Here is a 17,564-nt window from a genome sequence, read left to right on the forward strand (position 1 = left end):
TGACTCATGCTAGCGCTAAAGCACCAGGTTCGCGTATTGCTCCAGCAGCCGCGCCAGGTTCTGATAACCGCTCGCCAGATGAGGCGCACCAAGCCTGCTCAACGACCGGGATGTGCGCCGCGCCTGTGCGGCGCCGATCGCGGGATGATGGGCATATCGTGCAACCCGCCGCGCACCGCTTTGCACGCATCGGGCCACGGGAGATGCCGGATCAACACCGCTGGCTTTGCGCTGTAGCCGATTCAATTGCTTGCTCAGTTGCAGCGACAAGTAGCCCGCCGGGTCAGCGTGCGGGTGATCAGCGCCAAGCAAACTCTTCAACGTAACTAACCGGTGTTGTTGCTCCGCTTGCCATTGAGCATGATCGATTGTACGTGCCTGGCGTAACAGCAGGCGTGTATGCCGGCGCAGCGCACGTGTCAATGCGCGTACCTGCCTGGCTGGATCTTTGGGCAGGATCTGAAACGCCAGGAGGCACACAATCATCGCTACGATCCAGGCCAGCGCCTGGTTGGCGAAACCGACGAAATCGTAGGTGGCGGTCATGCCGGTGCTGACCAAGGTGTTGAAGCCGATCAGGTAGGCAACCCCTTGCAGGGCATGGCGCGGCTGGCTCGTGGCATGGATGCCGAACGACCAGAAGCCTGCCATGACCAGCAACAACAGAGGGAAGCCGTTGATCTGTGGCATCAACAGGAATTTGCACAGCGCCGCCGCCACAATCGCGTAGAGCGTGCCGCGGATAAAACCGTTGATACCTTGGGCTGGCGCGGCAGCTGTCGCCACCAGGGTGCAGTACGGCCCCAGCACCGCCAGTAATGTGGGCCCTTGATCCCAGCCGCTGAAATACCAGATCGCACCCACACTCAGTATGGCGAGCAGTGCCCGGATGCCGTTTCGCGCCGCATCCGCGTAATGGCGGTGATACCCCACGGCGCGTACCGGTGCGCGGCGAGCCTGGTCGAGGCTGGCGAAGTTCAACAGGGCCTCGCCCAAGTCCGCCAATTGGTCGTCCAAGCGTTCGCTGCGCAACCGCAGGTGTGGGCTTGAGTGGGCGCAATCATCCACCCAGCGACGCAGTTGCTCCAGTGTCGCGGCCGCGGCGCGAAAGTCGCAGCGAGCCTGCGCCAGGCATTCACTCAGTTGCTGCAAGCCTGTGCTTATGCGGGCGCGCAACGCGGGGTCGATTGCGGGGTCGGGGTCGTCCGGGTGCACGTCGAGCACAGCCGACTGCAGATGCGCCAGGCCGGCCTGAATCGCCAGCTGCCGCGAGCGGATCAGCGACGATTCGCCACGGCCGAGCCCAAGCTGGTCGTCCACCTTGCTGATATCGATCGCGAGCTGGTGCCGTTGCGTCGCCAGCTGCGCAGGCTCTTCGCCCACAAGGCTTGCCGCGAGCAGCCGGGCGCTGCGCGCACAGGCGTCGATCAGCGAGCTTCGAACTTTATGCGCCATGGTCTTGGCGCTGAACAGCGTCGCTACCAGGCTCAAGCTGAGCACGCCGAGCGCTACCGCCGTGCCACGGATGATGATGTGGTCGAAGCCCTGTTCCGGGGCGACGATGGCAGGGCCCAGCGCCAAACACACCGTATAGCCCGCCACCACTGCCGCGGTGGCCTGGTAATGACGCAAAACCGTCATTGCACCGACGCACAGGCCCAGCCATATACCGACGCCCAGTATGAACAACAGCATCTGTTGTGCGAACAGCCCTATCAGCACGAAGGCCGCGACCATGCCGACCAGGGTGCCCAGCATCCGGTACACACCCTTGCCTCGCACTGCCCCTTGGATGGGCTGCACCAGCAACAACACCGTGGACGCACCCGAGAATGGCGAATCCAGATGCAGTTGGAAACCAAGCCAGAGTGCCAGGCTTGCCGCCAGGATACTGCGCAGCACGTAGGCAAGCGTGGCGGACGTCCAGGGCCGAGGGATCGCCGCGAAAAAGCGTGTCGCCAGGCCAGTCATCACATGAACGCCTGCAGCCATTGGGTGAGTCGCCAGCGCGCTGCGGCGCCCGGCTGCGTCACTTCGACACTGGCGGTCATGCCCGCCGCCAACTCTACCCCGTCCGGCACCTTGTCCAACTCGATGCGCACGGGCACTCGCTGGGCCAGACGAATCCAACTGAAGGTCGGGCTCACCTGGGGCAAGCCGCTGTCGTTGCGCAACTCATTGGTGTCGGCAATGCCTCTGCCCAGGCTTGCCACGTGGCCTTCCAGCAGCGGGTCAAAGCCCATCAGCTTGATCGACACCGGTGCGCCGATGAGTACACCCGGCAGCTTGGTCTCTTCAAAATAGCCCGTGATCCAGAAACTATGAGCGTCGACCACGAACAGGTTGGTAGCACCCGCCTGCGCATAGTCACCGGGCTGCAACCGCAGTTGCGTGACGTAGCCGTCCACTGGCGAACGCACAGTCGTGCGGTCAAGGTCGAGCTGGGCCTGGGCCAACTGGCTGCGTGCCGCGTCCAAACGTGCTTGGGCCACGGCCAAGTCACGCGCCGCGTTGTCGATCTCTTCCCGGGCGATGGCGCCGCCCAGTTGCGCGCGCCGCTTGAACTGCGCACTGCGCTGCTCGAACACACTCCGCGCTTCTGCGAATTGCGCTGCGCGCTGCTGCTGGGTCAATCGATAAGCACGCGTATCAATCCGATAGAGCAAAGCACCCTTTGCCACCCATTGGTTGTCACTGACCCATAACTGATCGATTTGGCCGGACACCTCGGGCGCAATGCGGATCACCTGTGCACTCACCCGCCCATCCCGCGTCCAGGGCGCCAGCACGTATGCCCGCCAGAGTTGCAGGCAAAACACCAGGGCCAGCACGCCAAGCCCCACGGTGGCGGCAGTTTTAAGCAGTTTGACGATAGACATGCGCGGCCTCGCTCAGCAATGGACGACCATCGTCGACACGACGATGAGCGAGACAAAAAAACGCGCCAGCGCCGGGTGCCACGCTCGGTCCAGCCAGCGACCGGCCAGACGTTCGATCAGCCGGTAGGCCAGGAGGGACGCACCGAGGTAGATCAACAAGGGCGGAAAGTAGAGGTTGGCAATGGAGATTTCGCTAAGCATGGCAAGCACCGGATTCGGAAGGTTCTAGCAGTCGCCCGCCCAAGGAAGGCAAGGCTTGTAGGTGATGCTAGGGAATTACTGCCACTGCCGATATTGAGTACACTGCCAAAATATAATCAAATCCGGACAACCCTGGATGACCTTGCATGACACAGATCCAAGTCGATCAGTTTGAGTACGACACCCTTTCCCAGCCCGCCGTAGCGCTGATGCTGGAACCCCAGCGCAACGACAGCGAGTCTGCCGTACACAAGCACCGCAAGGGGCAACTGGTGGTGGCGTGTTGCGGTGGCATTGTGTGTACGGTGGAAGATGGCGTGTGGATGGTGCCGTCAGGGTTCGGCGTGTGGATCCCGGGGGGCGTCGCTCATAGCAACCGCGTGACAGCCAACGGGCAGGTGTGTTTTCTGTTCGTGGAGCCCGGCGCTGCATCGCTGCCGGATCGCTGCTGTACCTTGGCGCTGTCGCCATTGATCCTTGAGCTGATCCTGCACCTGAGCGGCCAGGCTCAGGATTACCCGGCCGATTCACGCACTGCTCGATTGGCCCACGTACTGCTCGAAGCGCTTGAACTGGCCCCCACCGAACAACTCTACCTGCCTCTACCCGCCTCAAACCCGCTGCGCACCATCGCCCGGGCCCTGGCGCAAGATCCCGCCAACCGCGCCACCATGGCGAACTGGGCACGCCACGTGGCCATGAGCGAACGCTCGCTGGCCCGCCTGGTAAAAGCCGAAACCGGCCTGACCTTCGGACAATGGCGCAAGCAATGGCAGATCATCGTCGCCCTGCAAAGCCTGGCCGAAGGGCAATCAGTGCAGAGAACCGCTGAAGCGCTCGGCTATGAGTCAGTCAGCTCGTTCATCACGATGTTTCGTAAAACCCTGGGCACCTCACCGGCCCGTTACCTGCGCAACACCGTGGGTCTTACCTAAGACTCCAGCGTCAGCGCAATTTTCAACCGCAGATCCTTTTCCGCAAATGGCTTATGCAAGACCGGACAGCCCCTGAACTCTTCCGGCAGGCCACTGCCGCCGTAGCCCGTACTGAACAAAAACGGAATGTGGCGTGCGCGCAGAATCCGCGCCACTGGGAAGACGTATTCTCCAGCCAGGTTCACGTCGAGGATCGCCAAGTTGACATCCACCACCCCTGCCACGTGTATCGCCTTGGCGAGTTGGGCCACGGAGGCGACTACGGTGCACTCCAGCTCTTCGAGCATTTCCTCGATCAACATGGCGATGGTGCCCTCGTCTTCAACCAGGAGCACTCTGGTGCCTGGGAACGTGGTCATGTCTGGTTCTCAGCGAGCATAAACGAGAAGCGGCAGTGAACGCCCTCACGGGCGAAGTCGAGTTCGAACGAACCGCCTAGATCACGCTCGATACAGCGCTTCATCAACCGCGAACCCAAGCCTTCGCGCTCCGGCGTGGATACCGAAGGCCCGCCTTGTTCGCGCCAGTCCACGGTGAGCAGCGCGCCGCTGGGCTGGGGTCGCACGCTCCAGCTCACCGAGAGTGTCCCGGTGTCGGTGGACATCGCTCCGTATTTGAGGGCGTTGATCGCCAGTTCGTTAAGTGTCATGGTCAGGTTCAGGGCGACGCGGGTGTCGACCTCGATGGCATCACCGGCAATCACCACGCGACCGGAATCATGGCCAAACACCGGCACCAACACTTCCTGGGCCAGCACTCCCAGCGGCGTAAGGCCCCAATGCCGCTTCGTCAGCAGGTCATGGGCACGCGACAAGGCGAGCAATCGGGCTTCGAACCGGGTGTAGCCGTCCTTGGCATCCTGCGCGTTACGCGCGGTCTGGGACGCCAGGGACTGGACCGTGGCCAGAGTGTTCTTGACCCGATGATTGAGTTCATCGATCAAGTTCTTTTGTCGGTCTTCGGCTTGCTTTCGCTCGGTGATATCCACAAGCATGTTGATCGCGCCGATCAGATTACCATCGGCATCGTGCAGCGGGGTCGGATACGGCGTGAAAGACACGCGGGTGCCATCCGGACGCTCGGCGACGGCCTCGACGCCGCGTATGGCGCGGTTTTCCTTGAGTGCCACGGCCATCGGGCATTGGTCGTGAGGCAGAAAAGAGCCGTCGGTGTTGAACAGTTTCCAGGTGACACACCACAGGTCGCCCAGTTGCGGCGTGCGCCCCGACAACTCGACGGCCGCACGATTATAAAAAGTGATACGCCCTTCGGCGTCGGTGGTGTAGACCGCTGCCGGCAGCGCCTCGAGCAGATCGCGCATGTGCCGTTCGCTTTCACGCACCCGGTTTTCCATTTTTCGGGCCAGCGTGACGTCCTGAATGACCCGCACACCATAGCGGAATCGGCCATCCGGCGCCCTGACCGACGAGCTATGAACATCCAGATAAAGCGCCTGGCCATCGAGCTTGAACGCGCGTTTGCGCAACACGTAGTTGTCCAGTTCACCCGCCACCTGTCGTGCGTATAACGCCGCGTCCTGCTCGACACTGTCTGGGTGGGTGTAGTCCAGGAAGGTCATCGCCAGCAATTGCTCACGAGGGCGCCCGAGCATGGTGCAAAGGGCATCGTTGACCCGCAGCAGGCGACCGTCCTCGCCAGCCTCGGCAATGCCGATGGTCGCCGCCTCGTAGGTCGCCGCCAGCCGGTCATCGCTCTCCTGGCGCCCGGTTTCGGCGTCGTGCACGCGGGTCACGTCAATCGTGAAGCAACGTGTGTTGAAGAACTTGCCGTCTTCGAATCGCCCATTCGAGGTAATCGCTACGTGCCTGATGCTGCCGTCCTTGGCCCGCAGGCGCGCCGGGTAGCTGTTCAGGCAATCGCCGCTGCCGAGTTTATGGAGGATGTCGCCGATGACCGGTTCATCCACATGAAATTCAGTGATATGACGGCCGATGTATTCGTCCGCGCAATAGCCCAGCAGCGATAACTCGGCTTTATTGGCGCGCAGGATAATGCCTTCGCCGCTGACAATATGCAGGCCCACGGCGCTGTTTTCGAAAAAGTCTTCGAGGTCGGAACTTTTGCGTCGCAGCTCCTCGGCTATTGCGTGGTGCGCCGAGACGTCCTGAAAGCAATTGATCGCGCCCTGGATTCGTCCATGGCGATCGCTAAGCGTGCGGATATTCATGAGCGCTACGAATCGAGATCCGTCAGGGCGCTCGATCAAGACTTCCTGGTTACGCGCACACAGGCCAGCGTTGAGCGTCGACGCCATCGGACATTCGTCGACCGCCAATGGAGCGCCGTCTGTCGTATAAAGTCGATATGAGCCGCAATAGCGGTCGCCATGCTTACCGAGGGCTGGTGTTCGTCCCCACAAACTAACCGCTTCGCTGTTGAACCTGACGAGCCACCCGTCGCGGTCACAGAGGTAAATTGCCCCCGGAATCACATCGAGCAAGTGAGTCCCCATCGCGACCAGGCTCTCGTATTCACTGGGTTCGCGTGTGGTTGTGGGGGGCTGGTCAACATTCAACATACTTGATCCTCAATGCACCTGTGTTGAAAAACGCGACTGCTATTGCCGCCTTTCGCTCTTCCCTGAGTGTATGTACCGAGAAAGCATTCCACCTTGGATAAATTTCATTCACACGCAAGACTTTGCCTCGGACGCTGGAAGCGCCGAATGGGAACGAAACATGAAGCCTACCGCTCAGTATAGTGTTGCCGCTTCGAGTTTATCAGCCGACGTAGCATGAGGAGAGACTGTGTCCACTTCCAAGCTGACCTCGCGTGTTCTCAATACACCGCGCCATACGACGCACTATGTAGAGATGGGACCGGCCGATGGGCCATTGATGCTGTTCCTGCACGGTTGGCCGGAGCTCAGCCTGATCTGGCGCGCACAGATCCAAGCATTCGCGGCACAAGGCTGGCACTGCGTTGCACCCGACATGCGCGGTTATGGTCGTTCTTCTGCACCCGCGCCCACGCAGGCGTACACCCTTGAAAACATCGTGGCCGACATGGCAGAGCTTCACGACCATCTCGGTGGCAGGCCCGCCATTTGGGTAGGCCACGATTGGGGCAGCGTCGTGGCGGGTGAACTGGTCGCTCATGAGCCTCAGCGCAGTTGCGGTGTTGTATTGATTTCGGTCCCGTACTTCCCCACCACTAACGCGCTGCCAACGCTCGTCCCACTGGTTGATCGCTCGATCTACCCGGCGGACACGTATCCGGACGGTCAATGGGATTATTACCGCTACTACAACACGCACTTTGCGTGCGCTGTCGCTGACCTTGATGCGGATAAAGCCGCATCGCTGGCGTCGATTTATCGCCGAGGCGACCCGGCGAATATCGGCAAGATTGCAGCGAATGCCGAAGTGACCCGCAAGGGCGGGCGGTTCGGCCAAGCGCACCGGGCCCCCCTCACCCAGCCAGACCTTGCACTCTGGCCGCAGGCAGACTTCGCGCAATTGGTGCGCAGTTTCCAGGCGCATGGTTTCCGCGCTCCCTGCGCGTGGTATTTAAACGACGATGCCAACATTGAGTATGCACACCGGGCGTGCAATGGCGGCCTCTTGTCATTGCCAGTGTTGTTTGTGAACGGCGATTACGATCAGATGAACACCATCAAAGGTAATCATCTGGGCGATCCAATGCGAGCGGCCTGCGTAGATCTCACCGTGGCGAGCCTACCCGGCGGGCATTGGTTGCCGGTGGAATGCAAGGTCGAACTCGTTGAAGCCATAAGCACCTGGCTACGCAAGCTCAGGTCCCACTCTTGACCTTGCTCCAGACCCGCGTACGCACGCGCTCCAGTTTCAAGGGCAGCGGCTCCAGCGCAAATAGCGTATCCAGCACTGCCTTGGAAGGATAAACCCCAGGATTATCGCGCACCTTCGCATCAACCAGCCCTTTGGCGTCCTTGTTGGCATTGGCATAGCTGAGGTAATTGGACGACGCGGCAATCACCGGCGGGCGCAGCATGTAGTCGATGAACGCCAGGCCCTGCTGGGGATTCGGTGCATCGTTGAGCAGCACCAGGTTTTCCACCCAGATCGGCGCGCCTTCCTTGGGAATGCTGTACTGGATCCGGCGACCATTGCCGGCGGCATCGGCAGCTTTGCGAGCGTCCATCACGCCGCCCGCCCAGCCGACGACGGCGCAGATATCACCGTTGGCCAGATCGGTGTTAAAGCGCGAGGAGTCGAAGTAGCGAATGTGCGGGCGCAGTTTCAACAACAGGGCCTGGGCCTTGAGGTAGTCTTCCGGGTTCTGGCTGTTATAGGGCAACCCCAGATAGTGCAAGGCGATCGGGATGATTTCAGCGGGCGCATCCAGCATCGCCACGCCGCACTCGCCCAGCCTGGCGAGGTTTTCTTCTTTGAAAATCAGGTCCCAGGAATCTACCGGTGCGTTGTCACCCAGGAGCGCGTGGACTTTGGCGACGTCGTAACCGATGCCGGTGGTGCCCCACAGATAAGGCACGGCAAAACGATTACCGGGGTCGTTGCTGCTGACCTTGGCCAGGATATCCGGATCCAGATGTGACAGGTTGGGCAGTTGCGAGCGATCCAGTTCCTTGAGCACGCCGGCCTTGATCAGGTTCGGCAACAGGTCGCCGGTAGCGACCACCACGTCATAGCCACTGCGCCCGGCCATGAGTTTGCTTTGCATGACCTCGCTGTTGTCGAACACGTCGTAGGCCGATTGAATGCCGGTCTGCGCCTGGAAATCCTTCAGCGTGTTGGGTGCAATGAAGTCATACCAGTTATAGATATTGACCTTCGGCTCCGCCGCCTGAGCGCATGCCATTGCGCCGCTGATAACGGCAGCCAGCCCCCATTGCATGCATCGAATAGCGATCATCACGAACTCCTGGGCCGGCACCTGCGCACCAGCTGATTATTGTTATGGAGGGTACAAACGCAGTCAGCGAATCAGCAGTTCACGGCGGCCGTCGGGGTGCTCCACAGCCTCGCCTTGCAACAGCAACCGACGATCATTGAGGTAGTGATAATCCCTGCGGGCCGCATTGATTTGAGTAAGGTCCAGACTGATCACCTGGCGTGTTTCTTCGCGCCCGGCTTCGTACAGCAGGCGACCAAACGGGTCGACCACCGTGCTGCCGCCAGCAAACACCAGGCCTTCATCACCCTGCCCCGCGCGGTTGACCATCACGCTGAACAGCTGATTTTCCTGGGCCCTGGCCATGATCGCGGTGCGATGCACCGGGCCGTAGGGGTCCATGTTGCCGTTGGTGACGATGATCAATTCAGCACCCAGTTGCGCCAGCGCCCGCGCCGTTTCCGGCAGCTCGATGTCGTAGCAGATCAGCAGGCCGACACGCACGCCGTTCCACAGCGTAGTGACGAAGCGATCGCCTGGCGTGATGTCGGCGCGCTCGGAGGGCCACAGATGGGTTTTGCGATAGCGCAGGGCAATACCCTCGGGTGTGATCAATACCGAGGTGTTGTAATAGGCGTCCGCATCACGTTCGACCAAGCCAATCACAACCGACACATTGCGTTGGCGCACCGCCTGCTGCACGGTTTGCAGCGTCGGGCCGTCCAGAGGCTCGGCGACCTTGGCCAGTTGTTCGCCACCGACGAAGCCCATCAAATGGGTTTCCGGAAATACCAGCAAGTCGGTATCCGCGTTGCAGTTGGCGATGGTCTCCAAGGTGCGTCCCAGGTTATAAGCGGTATCACCGTCGCGGCCGGCTAACTGCAAGAGTTCGATGTTCATGGCAGGTCCTTGGGCAAAGTGGAAACCCGAATTTACCCGGGCCTTCAAATGAGTATGGGGTGCAGCGCAATGGGAAAAAATCACTTCAATGGGGTACCCCGCAATGGGTAGTCAAACCAATCTGACCTTGCAGGATGTGGCCTGGCATGACGCGGTCGGGCGGCTGATCGAAAACCTCGACCAACCGCACTTCTGGGTATCCATGACGCGTTTGCTCGGGCGCTATGTGCCGGTGGACAGCTGGGTGGTACTGATCTTCAACCCTGGCAGGCCACTGGTACTGGCTGAATCGCCTACGGAGGAAGGCGGCACCGACTCGCTGTTCCAGGACTATCTCAAGGGGCTTTACCTGCTCGATCCGTTTTACCTGGCCAATCGCGAATCACCGCGAAGTGGGCTGTTTCAACTGGACGACGTTGCCCCCGAGTGTTTTGAGCAGACCGATTATTACCAGCGCTACTTCCGCCTGAACGTGGTCGCCGATGAGATACATCTCAATGTGCAACTCGATCCCCAGCGCACTCTGAGCCTGTCGTTGGGCAGCCGTTGCCGCTTCAGCCAGGAGCAACTGGCACTGCTGCGGTTGATCCAGCCCTGGGTGGCCGGCCTGATGCGTCAGCGCTGCGTGTTTGAACAGGCTTCGAACAGCGCGCCGTCAGCAGAGCCGTCAACGGACTGGCAAGAGCGCCTGCTGTCACCGACGCTGCAGATCAGCTCGGCGTTGTCGAGCCGTGAAGCCGAGGTAGCGCAGTTGATGCTCAGTGGCTGCTCGAACAAAGAGATCGCCCGCAAGCTGGCGATCTCTGCCGAAACGGTCAAGGTGCATCGCAAGCACATGTACAACAAGCTGGGGATCAAATCCCAGTCCGAGCTGTTCCTATTGTTCCTTCAGGCTCAGGAGTGAACAGCAGCCGTCCAACCCACCTTCGTCATCGCCGCCAGCAATTGTTCAGGTTTGAGCGCCAGTGCTTGTCGGCCACGGCCCTGCAGGTCGTTGGCGGCCAACAGAGCATTGAGAATTGCTTCCTCGACGGCGTCCGCAGCGGCCACAAACAACGCGGAGATGTAGTCGTTATTGACCATCTGTAAGGCCGTGGTCGGCGGGCCGGGTTGCCCGAGATTAGCAACCGGCAAGCCGGTATTGCCTACAGAGAACGCGATGAAGATGTCGCCGCTGTCGTCTTCGGTGCCGCCACCGACCCGCGCCAAACCGATACTCGCACGCTGTGCCAGGCGTGTGCATTGATGGGGCAGCAAGGGCGCGTCGGTGGCGATGGTGATCACGATAGACCCCATGCCAGGCACGCCGACGTTCACCGGCCCGTCATAAGGCGAAGGCGTGTCCTGCAATACGCTGCCCACCGGGTAACCCGCCACGCGCAAGGCGCTGCGTACGCCGTAGTTGGCCTGCACCAGTGCGCCCACGGTCCAGCCGCCCTCTTCGGCGCTCAGCACGCGAGACGACGTACCAATCCCACCTTTGAATTCATGGCAGATCATCCCGTTACCGCCGCCCACGCAGCCTTCCTGCACCGGGCCGCTGTGTGCATCCGCCAATGCGGCGTGCACATGCTCGGCGGTGACGTGCTGGTCCCAGATATCGCTCAAAATGCCATCGTAGGTTTCCAGCACCACCGGCATGCACCAATAGGTGTGTTGCTTGCCCATTTCACGTTCGGCGGCCACCAGTGCATCACGTACCACGCCGACGCTGTGGGTATTGGTGTAGGCAATGGGTGTGGTCAGCAAGCCTGCTTCGCGAATCCACTCCAGACCGGTGGCGTCGCCGTTGCCGTTGAGCACGTGAACGCCGGCGAAACACGGCGCCAGATGAGCTGCGACCGGCCGCGGCTCGATGATGGTCACACCGGTATGCATCGAGCCGTCGGTGCTTTCGGCATTGAGGGTGTGATGGCCGACGCGAACGCCGGGCACGTCGGTGATGGCGTTGAACGCCCCGGGTGTGCCCGTGCCAATCGTGATGCCCAGGTCTCGTAAGCGCATGTTTTTACTCTCGATAAGCCCGTGAAGAATTGGCTCAAGTCTAGGTAGTCGGCCAGCCGTTGACGATAACCCACAGTTGTTACCCCCGATGAGTTAGGTCGGCCCCGCTTTGGACGATGGCAAATGAAGCCTGGGGTTTCGGGCATGGTGCCAATCGCACCGGTCCGTATCATTTGCCAATGGGCAAAGCCCTCTAAACCGCATTCACATCCCGCTTGCAAACATTCACTCGGCAAAAGCCCTGAGCGCTGGGCTGGGAGACTCATGTCCGTCGATATCACTAAACACGGCTCAAAAGGCTTGATGTTTTTTCTCGCGCTGTCACTGACCGCAGCGCTCATGAACAGCAGCGCACCCACGCCGCTGTACCCTTTTTACCAAGAACACCTGCAGATCAACGCTGTGGACCTGACGTTTATATTCGGCGCCTACGGTGCCGGTGTTTTGCTGGCTTTGATGACCCTGGCGCGCATCGCCGGCCATGTCAAAGACCAGCGTTTTTTGCTGCTCCCAGCCATTGCACTGGTGCTGATCGGCGCCTGGTTGTGCGCCGAATGCGATTCGTTGTGGGCCCTATGTGCGGCCCGCGCCATCTCGGGGCTTGGCGCAGGGATCATGACCACCGCGGTGAACGTGACGCTGGTGCGGTTCGGTCCGCTCGACAACGGCAAGTTGGCGGCGACGCTGGCCACCTTGGCAATGATCCTGGGGTTGGCTTTCGGCCCAGTGCTCAGCGGCGTGGCACTGCAACTGAACCTGTACCCGGCCAGCCTGCCCTTCTGGTCGATCATGGCCCTGGTCGCTGTCGCCGCCCTCGGCGTACTGGCGCTCTGGCCCCGCCACGCCCTCCAGGCCCACACCGCCGCTCACACTGCACAAGCGTCGTTACGTGAAGGCCTGCGGGGTATTGGTCGGCCCTTCCACTTGTGCGCGTGGTCGGTGTTTTTCAGCTGGTCGTTCACGGCCTGCGTCTTCGTGATTGGCCCCGGCGCTGCCGAACAGCAACTGGGCTTGAGTGACCGCGGCATGTTTGGCTACAGCATGGCGGTGTACCTGTTGATCGCCGGGGCCAGCCAGCTGTATTGCAAACGCCTGGATGCAGCGCGTGCATTGCGTTCTGGGCTGCTCGCCCAGTGTGCGGCCTTCCTGCTCCTGCTGACGGCCTTCTCGGTCCATTCGCTGACGCTCGCCGCGTTGGCCCTGGTAATCGGCGGCTATGCCTACGGGGCCATTTTTGTCGGCAGTGCGCGGCTGATCAATCAGCTGGCTCCCGCCAACTGCCACGCCAAGTTGGTGGCGTATTTCTATATGACCATCTACCTGTTCAACGCTGTGCCCATTCCACTTGGGCTGCTGGTGGACGCGATGGGGCTTGCCCCCAGCGTGCTCGCCGCCTTGGTCTTTTTTCTGGGGCTCGGTGCCGTGCTGGCGATTCTCGCTGCACGGGTCCGACTCCCTCATGCGCATCAACAGTCCAGTTGAGCGCTCGTCACCGTTGAGCCATCAGGGCTCTTAATTTTTTGCCTTACGTCAGTACCGGAATCATGCATAAAAAACTTAAAGTGTGCGTCACGATTGCTGCGGTGCTCGCCATTGGCGGCGCCGTCGGCTTGTACCGGCAGTCCACCTCTGCGCAACCTACCCAAACGACGGCCGGAACGGCTGCGCCGGCCATCCAGGTAGCCGTCGCCACCGCCACGCAAGCCGATATGCCTAACACGTTGGCGGGTATCGGTGAACTGGAAGCCACCCACCAAGTCATGGTCACCGCCGAAAGCGGTGGCCTGGTACGTGCCATTGCATTCCAACCCGGCGAGCGGGTGAAAGCCGGGCAAACTCTGGTGCGACTCAACGATGCGCCGGAGCAAGGCGAACTGGCCAGGCTTCAGGCCCAGGCCGCCAACGCCAAGGCCAAGTTGCAACGAACCCAACGCTTGCTGCCCCAACAGGCGGCGACGCAAGAGGAACTGGATCAGGTGCAGTCCGCCTACTCCCAGGCGCTGGCCGATATCGTGCGGATCAAGGCGCTGATCGATCAGAAACGCATCAAGGCCCCTTTCACCGGCGTGCTGGGTGTACGCAAGGTCAACCTGGGCCAGTTCGTGCAGGCCGGAGATGCCATGGTGTCGCTGACCGACGCACAGACGCTGTACGCCAACATCACCCTGCCCGAACGTGCCCTGGCACAGCTCAAAACGGGCCAGGCGATGAGCATCAGCGTAGACGCGTACCCGCAGCGCTTGTTCAAGGGCCACGTCAGTACCCTCGAACCACGTATCGACCCCGGCACCCGCACGGTGCTGGTCCAGGCCACGGTTCCGAATCCGGACAACCTGCTGTCACCCGGCATGTACGCCAATGGCGAAGTCCATCTGCCAGCCAAAAAAGACGTGATCAGCGTGCCTGAAACAGCCGTGAGCTACAGCGCCTACGGTGACTTTGTCTACGTCGTCGAGGGCGCTGATACCCAACTGACCAACACGGTACGCCAAGTCTACGTGAAGACCGGCGAACGCTCGGATGGCCGGGTCGTGCTGCTTGACGGCGTAAAGGCCGGTGATCGCGTGGTCACCTCCGGTCAGTTGCGCTTGAGCAGCGGCGCCCTGGTACGCATTGCGCTCAAGGACACCGTAGGGCTCGACCAAGCCGCAAGCCGCTGATACACCAAGGATCTGAAAATGAAATTCACCGACTTGTTCGTGCGGCGCCCGGTGTTGGCGCTGGTGGTCAGCACCCTGATTTTATTGATGGGGCTGCTGGCCATAAATAACCTGCCGATTCGTCAGTACCCCCTGACGGAAAGCTCCACGCTGACGATCACCACCCAGTACCCCGGTGCTTCACCGCAATTGATGCAGGGTTTCGTCACCCAGGCCATCGCGCAATCGGTCGCCACCGTGGAAGACGTCGACTACATGAGCTCGACGTCGACCCAGGGCAAAAGCGTGATCACCGTGCGCATGAAGCTCAACGCCGACTCCAACAAGGCCATGACCCAGGTGATGGCCAAGGTCAACGAGGTCAAATACCGCTTGCCGGAGCAGGCTTACGATCCGGTGATTGTGAAGTCCTCCGGTGAGGCCACAGCCGTGGCCTATGTGGGTTTTTCCAGCCCGACCCTGTCCACCGCCGCACTCTCGGACTACTTGCAGCGCGTGGTGCAACCGCAACTGTCTTCCATCGAAGGGGTCGGCAGCATCAACCTCAGCGGCGGGCAGACAATGGCCATGCGTATCTGGCTGGATGCCAATCGCATGGCCGCCCATGGCATTTCCGGCAGCGATGTGGCCCAGGCCCTGTTGAATAACAACGTGCAGGCTGCGCCCGGCCAGGCCAAGGGTTTGTATGTGGTGTCGGATATCCAGATCAACACCGACCTGGTCGATGTCGCCGAGTTTCGACAGTTGGTGGTCAAGTCCAGCGCTGCCGGTGTGGTGCACCTGAATGATATCGCTACCGTGGAACTGGGCGCCGCGTCCACCGACACCAGCGCCACCATGGACGGTGTTCAAGCAGTGTTTTTCGGCCTGAATGCCGCGCCCAATGCCAACCCGCTGGTGATCGTCAAGAAGGTAAATGAATTGCTGCCGGGGATCCGCGCCAACCTGCCGCCGGACGTGAAAGTCGCTGTGCCGTTTGAGCTGGCACGTTTTATCAGCGCATCGATTGATGAAGTACTCGGTACGCTGGGCGAAGCCATTGCCATCGTGGTACTGGTGATTTTCTTGAGCCTGGGTTCGGCGCGGGCAGTGATCATTCCGGTGGTCACCATTCCCTTGTCGATGTTGGGTGCGGCCGCGTTCATGTCGATGTTCGGGTTCAGCATTAACTTGCTGACCTTGCTGGCGATGGTATTGGCTATCGGCCTGGTGGTGGATGACGCGATCATTGTGGTGGAGAACGTTCACCGTCATATCGAAGAAGGCAAGTCTCCCACATATGCAGCCCTGCTGGGCGCACGTGAGGTGGCAGCGCCGGTGATTGCGATGACCCTGACGCTGGCGGCCGTGTATGCGCCCATAGGCCTCATGGGCGGGCTGACCGGCTCGCTGTTCAAGGAGTTCGCCTTCACCTTGGCCGGCTCTGTGGTGGTCTCCGGCATCATCGCGCTTACGCTGTCGCCGGTCATGAGCTCACTGCTGCTCAACAGCCAGATGAACGAAGGCTGGATGGCCCGCAAGGCCGAGAGATTCTTTCATCGCCTCGGCAGCGTTTACGGCCGGGTGCTGGATCTGTCGCTGCACCACCGTTGGGTCACGTTTACGATTGCGGTCATCGTGCTGATCAGCGTGCCCTGGCTATACAGCCGTGCCCAGACCGAACTGGCGCCCACCGAGGACCAGTCCACGGTGTTAACGGCCATCAAGTCTCCACAAAACGCCAACATCGACTACGTCGAGAAGTTCGGCAAACAGTGGAACGAAGCCATGGGGACATTGCCGGAGCAGAGCAACCTGTGGCTGGTCAACGGCAGCAACGGCGTATCCAACAGCATCGGCGGGGTCAACTTCGTCGATTGGGAAAAACGCGAGCGCAACGCCGACCAGATTCAGGGCGATATGCAGAACCGCGCCAACACCATCGAGGGCAGCAACGTCTTTGCCTTCCAGCTGCCTTCACTGCCGGGCTCGACCGGTGGCCTGCCGGTGCAGATGGTGATCAAGAGCGCCGGTGACTACAGCGTGGTCTATGAGGCGATGGAAGCGCTCAAACACGCCGCACGTGAAAGCGGTTTGTTCATGGTCGTGGACAGCGACCTGGACTACAACAACTCGGTGATCAAGATCAAAGTTGACCGCACCAAGGCCAACAGCCTGGGCGTAACCATGAAGGACCTGGGTGACACCCTGGCGGTGCTGGTGGGCGAAAACTACGTCAACCGCTTCGCCATGGACGGTCGCTCCTATGATGTGATCCCGCAGAGCCTGCGTGGTGAACGGCTGACGCCCGAAGCACTGTCGCGCTTTTATGTGACCAGCGCCAGCGGTGGGCAAGTGCCGCTGTCTAATCTGGTCAGCGTCTCGACCGGGGTCGAGCCCAATCAATTGACCCAGTTCGACCAGCTCAATTCGGCGATCTTCCAGGCGATCCCCAACCCAGGCGTGGCCATGGGCGATGCAGTGAAGTTCCTCGAGGCGCGAGCCAAACTGCTGCCGCCGGGTTTCACCTACGACTGGCTTTCGGATGCACGCCAATATCATCAGGAAAGCGGCGCGCTGGTCATGGCGTTCCTGTTCGCAATCATCGTGATCTACCTGGTACTCGCTGCGCAGTATGAAAGCCTGCGTGACCCGTTGATCATTCTGATCAGCGTGCCGATGTCGATATGCGGTGCATTGATTCCACTGGCCTTGGGCATGGCGACCATCAATATCTACACACAGATCGGCCTGGTGACCCTGATCGGCCTGATCAGCAAACACGGCATCCTGATGGTGGAGTTCGCCAATGAGATGCAGGTCAAGCAGGGCCTGGACCGGCGTGAGGCGATTCTGCACTCGGCGAAGATGCGCTTGCGGCCGATCCTGATGACCACGGCGGCGATGGTGGCGGGCTTGATTCCCCTGCTGTTCGCGTCCGGTGCCGGTGCCCATAGCCGTTATGACCTGGGCCTGGTGATCGTGGTGGGCATGTTGGTGGGTACGCTGTTCACTTTGCTGGTTTTGCCGACCATGTATTCGTTCATTGCCGTCGACCATCGTATGGCGGCCACCACACCCCGCGCCCGTGAGCTGGCCGCTGCCGATGCAGCCGACGCCGCCGCCACGGCCCATACGGCGTAAGGAGACAC

General features: G+C 60.8%; 14 protein-coding genes. 6 read left to right on the forward strand and 8 right to left on the reverse strand.

Annotated features, from left to right (window positions below; translation table 11 throughout):
- Positions 1–15 precede the first annotated feature (15 nt).
- From JH25_RS23265 to JH25_RS23255, 3 genes are read right to left on the reverse strand one after another with little or no spacing between them, the layout of a single operon-like run.
- Positions 16–1,971 (reverse strand): FUSC family protein, encoded by a 1,956-nt coding sequence (locus JH25_RS23265; protein WP_050549303.1) that lies wholly within the window; start codon positions 1,969–1,971, stop codon positions 16–18.
- Positions 1,971–2,879: an efflux RND transporter periplasmic adaptor subunit gene (locus JH25_RS23260; RefSeq protein ID WP_032876619.1), complete on the reverse strand. Its 909-nt coding sequence runs from the start codon at positions 2,877–2,879 to the stop codon at positions 1,971–1,973. Before JH25_RS23260 ends, JH25_RS23265 begins: the two co-directional genes overlap by 1 nt.
- Positions 2,880–2,891: 12 nt before the next feature.
- A complete protein-coding gene (locus JH25_RS23255) occupies positions 2,892–3,080 on the reverse strand; it encodes a DUF1656 domain-containing protein (RefSeq protein WP_032876622.1) in 189 nt (62 codons plus the stop codon).
- A gap of 146 nt (positions 3,081–3,226) precedes the next feature.
- Here JH25_RS23255 and JH25_RS23250 point away from each other — a divergent pair, with 146 nt between their 5' ends.
- Positions 3,227–4,015 (forward strand): AraC family transcriptional regulator, encoded by a 789-nt coding sequence (locus tag JH25_RS23250; protein WP_032876625.1) that lies wholly within the window; start codon positions 3,227–3,229, stop codon positions 4,013–4,015.
- Here JH25_RS23250 and JH25_RS23245 read toward each other — a convergent pair.
- Entirely contained in the window at positions 4,012–4,374 is a 363-nt protein-coding gene (locus JH25_RS23245) for a response regulator (protein WP_032876627.1), read from the reverse strand. The two genes, JH25_RS23250 and JH25_RS23245, sit on opposite strands and share 4 nt — an antisense overlap.
- Positions 4,371–6,554: a PAS domain-containing sensor histidine kinase gene (locus tag JH25_RS23240; protein WP_032876629.1), complete on the reverse strand. Its 2,184-nt coding sequence runs from the start codon at positions 6,552–6,554 to the stop codon at positions 4,371–4,373. The genes JH25_RS23245 and JH25_RS23240 overlap by 4 nt, the downstream gene beginning before the upstream one ends.
- Positions 6,555–6,783: 229 nt before the next feature.
- Here JH25_RS23240 and JH25_RS23235 point away from each other — a divergent pair, with 229 nt between their 5' ends.
- Complete coding sequence (locus tag JH25_RS23235) at positions 6,784–7,806, forward strand: alpha/beta hydrolase (RefSeq protein WP_032876631.1); 1,023 nt, start codon at positions 6,784–6,786, stop codon at positions 7,804–7,806.
- Here JH25_RS23235 and JH25_RS23230 read toward each other — a convergent pair.
- Together JH25_RS23230 and JH25_RS23225 are read right to left on the reverse strand one after the other, a co-directional pair.
- Positions 7,790–8,890, reverse strand: coding sequence for a polyamine ABC transporter substrate-binding protein (locus tag JH25_RS23230; protein WP_032876634.1), 1,101 nt, complete (start codon positions 8,888–8,890; stop codon positions 7,790–7,792). The two genes, JH25_RS23235 and JH25_RS23230, sit on opposite strands and share 17 nt — an antisense overlap.
- 63 nt (positions 8,891–8,953) lie before the next feature.
- Entirely contained in the window at positions 8,954–9,769 is an 816-nt protein-coding gene (locus JH25_RS23225; protein ID WP_032876636.1) for a carbon-nitrogen hydrolase family protein, read from the reverse strand.
- Positions 9,770–9,872: 103 nt separating this feature from the next.
- Here JH25_RS23225 and JH25_RS23220 point away from each other — a divergent pair, with 103 nt between their 5' ends.
- Positions 9,873–10,673 carry a helix-turn-helix transcriptional regulator gene (locus JH25_RS23220; protein WP_032876637.1) on the forward strand — a complete coding sequence of 267 codons (801 nt, stop codon included), beginning with the start codon at positions 9,873–9,875 and terminating at the stop codon, positions 10,671–10,673.
- Here the strand turns inward: JH25_RS23220 and JH25_RS23215 are convergent.
- Positions 10,664–11,773, reverse strand: coding sequence for a DmpA family aminopeptidase (locus JH25_RS23215; protein WP_032876639.1), 1,110 nt, complete (start codon positions 11,771–11,773; stop codon positions 10,664–10,666). The two genes, JH25_RS23220 and JH25_RS23215, sit on opposite strands and share 10 nt — an antisense overlap.
- Before the next feature lie 264 nt (positions 11,774–12,037).
- On the opposite strand from JH25_RS23215, the gene JH25_RS23210 reads away from it, so the two are divergent.
- The 3 genes from JH25_RS23210 (at position 12,038) to JH25_RS23200 (ending at position 17,556) form a co-directional block, all read left to right on the forward strand.
- Positions 12,038–13,255, forward strand: a complete 1,218-nt coding sequence (locus tag JH25_RS23210; protein WP_032876642.1) for an MFS transporter — start codon at positions 12,038–12,040, stop codon at positions 13,253–13,255.
- 62 nt (positions 13,256–13,317) lie between these two features.
- Positions 13,318–14,433 carry an efflux RND transporter periplasmic adaptor subunit gene (locus tag JH25_RS23205; protein WP_032876644.1) on the forward strand — a complete coding sequence of 372 codons (1,116 nt, stop codon included), beginning with the start codon at positions 13,318–13,320 and terminating at the stop codon, positions 14,431–14,433.
- Positions 14,434–14,451: 18 nt separating this feature from the next.
- The gene (locus tag JH25_RS23200) at positions 14,452–17,556 is read left to right on the forward strand and encodes a MexW/MexI family multidrug efflux RND transporter permease subunit (RefSeq protein WP_032876647.1); all 3,105 of its coding nucleotides are present in this window, start codon (positions 14,452–14,454) and stop codon (positions 17,554–17,556) included.
- Positions 17,557–17,564: the final 8 nt, after the last annotated feature.

This window comes from Pseudomonas sp. BRG-100, from assembly GCF_000737955.1.
Taxonomy (GTDB): Bacteria; Pseudomonadota; Gammaproteobacteria; order Pseudomonadales; family Pseudomonadaceae; genus Aquipseudomonas; species Aquipseudomonas synxantha_A.

Bases quoted from the DNA above. Each gene is read 5' to 3' on its own strand.
- JH25_RS23200 (WP_032876647.1), top strand. From the start codon at position 14,452: ATGAAATTCACCGACTTGTTCGTGCGGCGCCCGGTGTTGGCGCTGGTG.
- JH25_RS23255 (WP_032876622.1), bottom strand. From the start codon at position 3,080: ATGCTTAGCGAAATCTCCATTGCCAACCTCTACTTTCCGCCCTTGTTG.
- JH25_RS23215 (WP_032876639.1), bottom strand. From the start codon at position 11,773: ATGCGCTTACGAGACCTGGGCATCACGATTGGCACGGGCACACCCGGG.
- JH25_RS23245 (WP_032876627.1), bottom strand. From the start codon at position 4,374: ATGACCACGTTCCCAGGCACCAGAGTGCTCCTGGTTGAAGACGAGGGC.
- JH25_RS23230 (WP_032876634.1), bottom strand. From the start codon at position 8,890: ATGATCGCTATTCGATGCATGCAATGGGGGCTGGCTGCCGTTATCAGC.
- JH25_RS23205 (WP_032876644.1), top strand. From the start codon at position 13,318: ATGCATAAAAAACTTAAAGTGTGCGTCACGATTGCTGCGGTGCTCGCC.
- JH25_RS23210 (WP_032876642.1), top strand. From the start codon at position 12,038: ATGTCCGTCGATATCACTAAACACGGCTCAAAAGGCTTGATGTTTTTT.
- JH25_RS23250 (WP_032876625.1), top strand. From the start codon at position 3,227: ATGACACAGATCCAAGTCGATCAGTTTGAGTACGACACCCTTTCCCAG.
- JH25_RS23240 (WP_032876629.1), bottom strand. From the start codon at position 6,554: ATGTTGAATGTTGACCAGCCCCCCACAACCACACGCGAACCCAGTGAA.
- JH25_RS23220 (WP_032876637.1), top strand. From the start codon at position 9,873: ATGGGTAGTCAAACCAATCTGACCTTGCAGGATGTGGCCTGGCATGAC.
- JH25_RS23260 (WP_032876619.1), bottom strand. From the start codon at position 2,879: ATGTCTATCGTCAAACTGCTTAAAACTGCCGCCACCGTGGGGCTTGGC.
- JH25_RS23265 (WP_050549303.1), bottom strand. From the start codon at position 1,971: ATGACTGGCCTGGCGACACGCTTTTTCGCGGCGATCCCTCGGCCCTGG.
- JH25_RS23225 (WP_032876636.1), bottom strand. From the start codon at position 9,769: ATGAACATCGAACTCTTGCAGTTAGCCGGCCGCGACGGTGATACCGCT.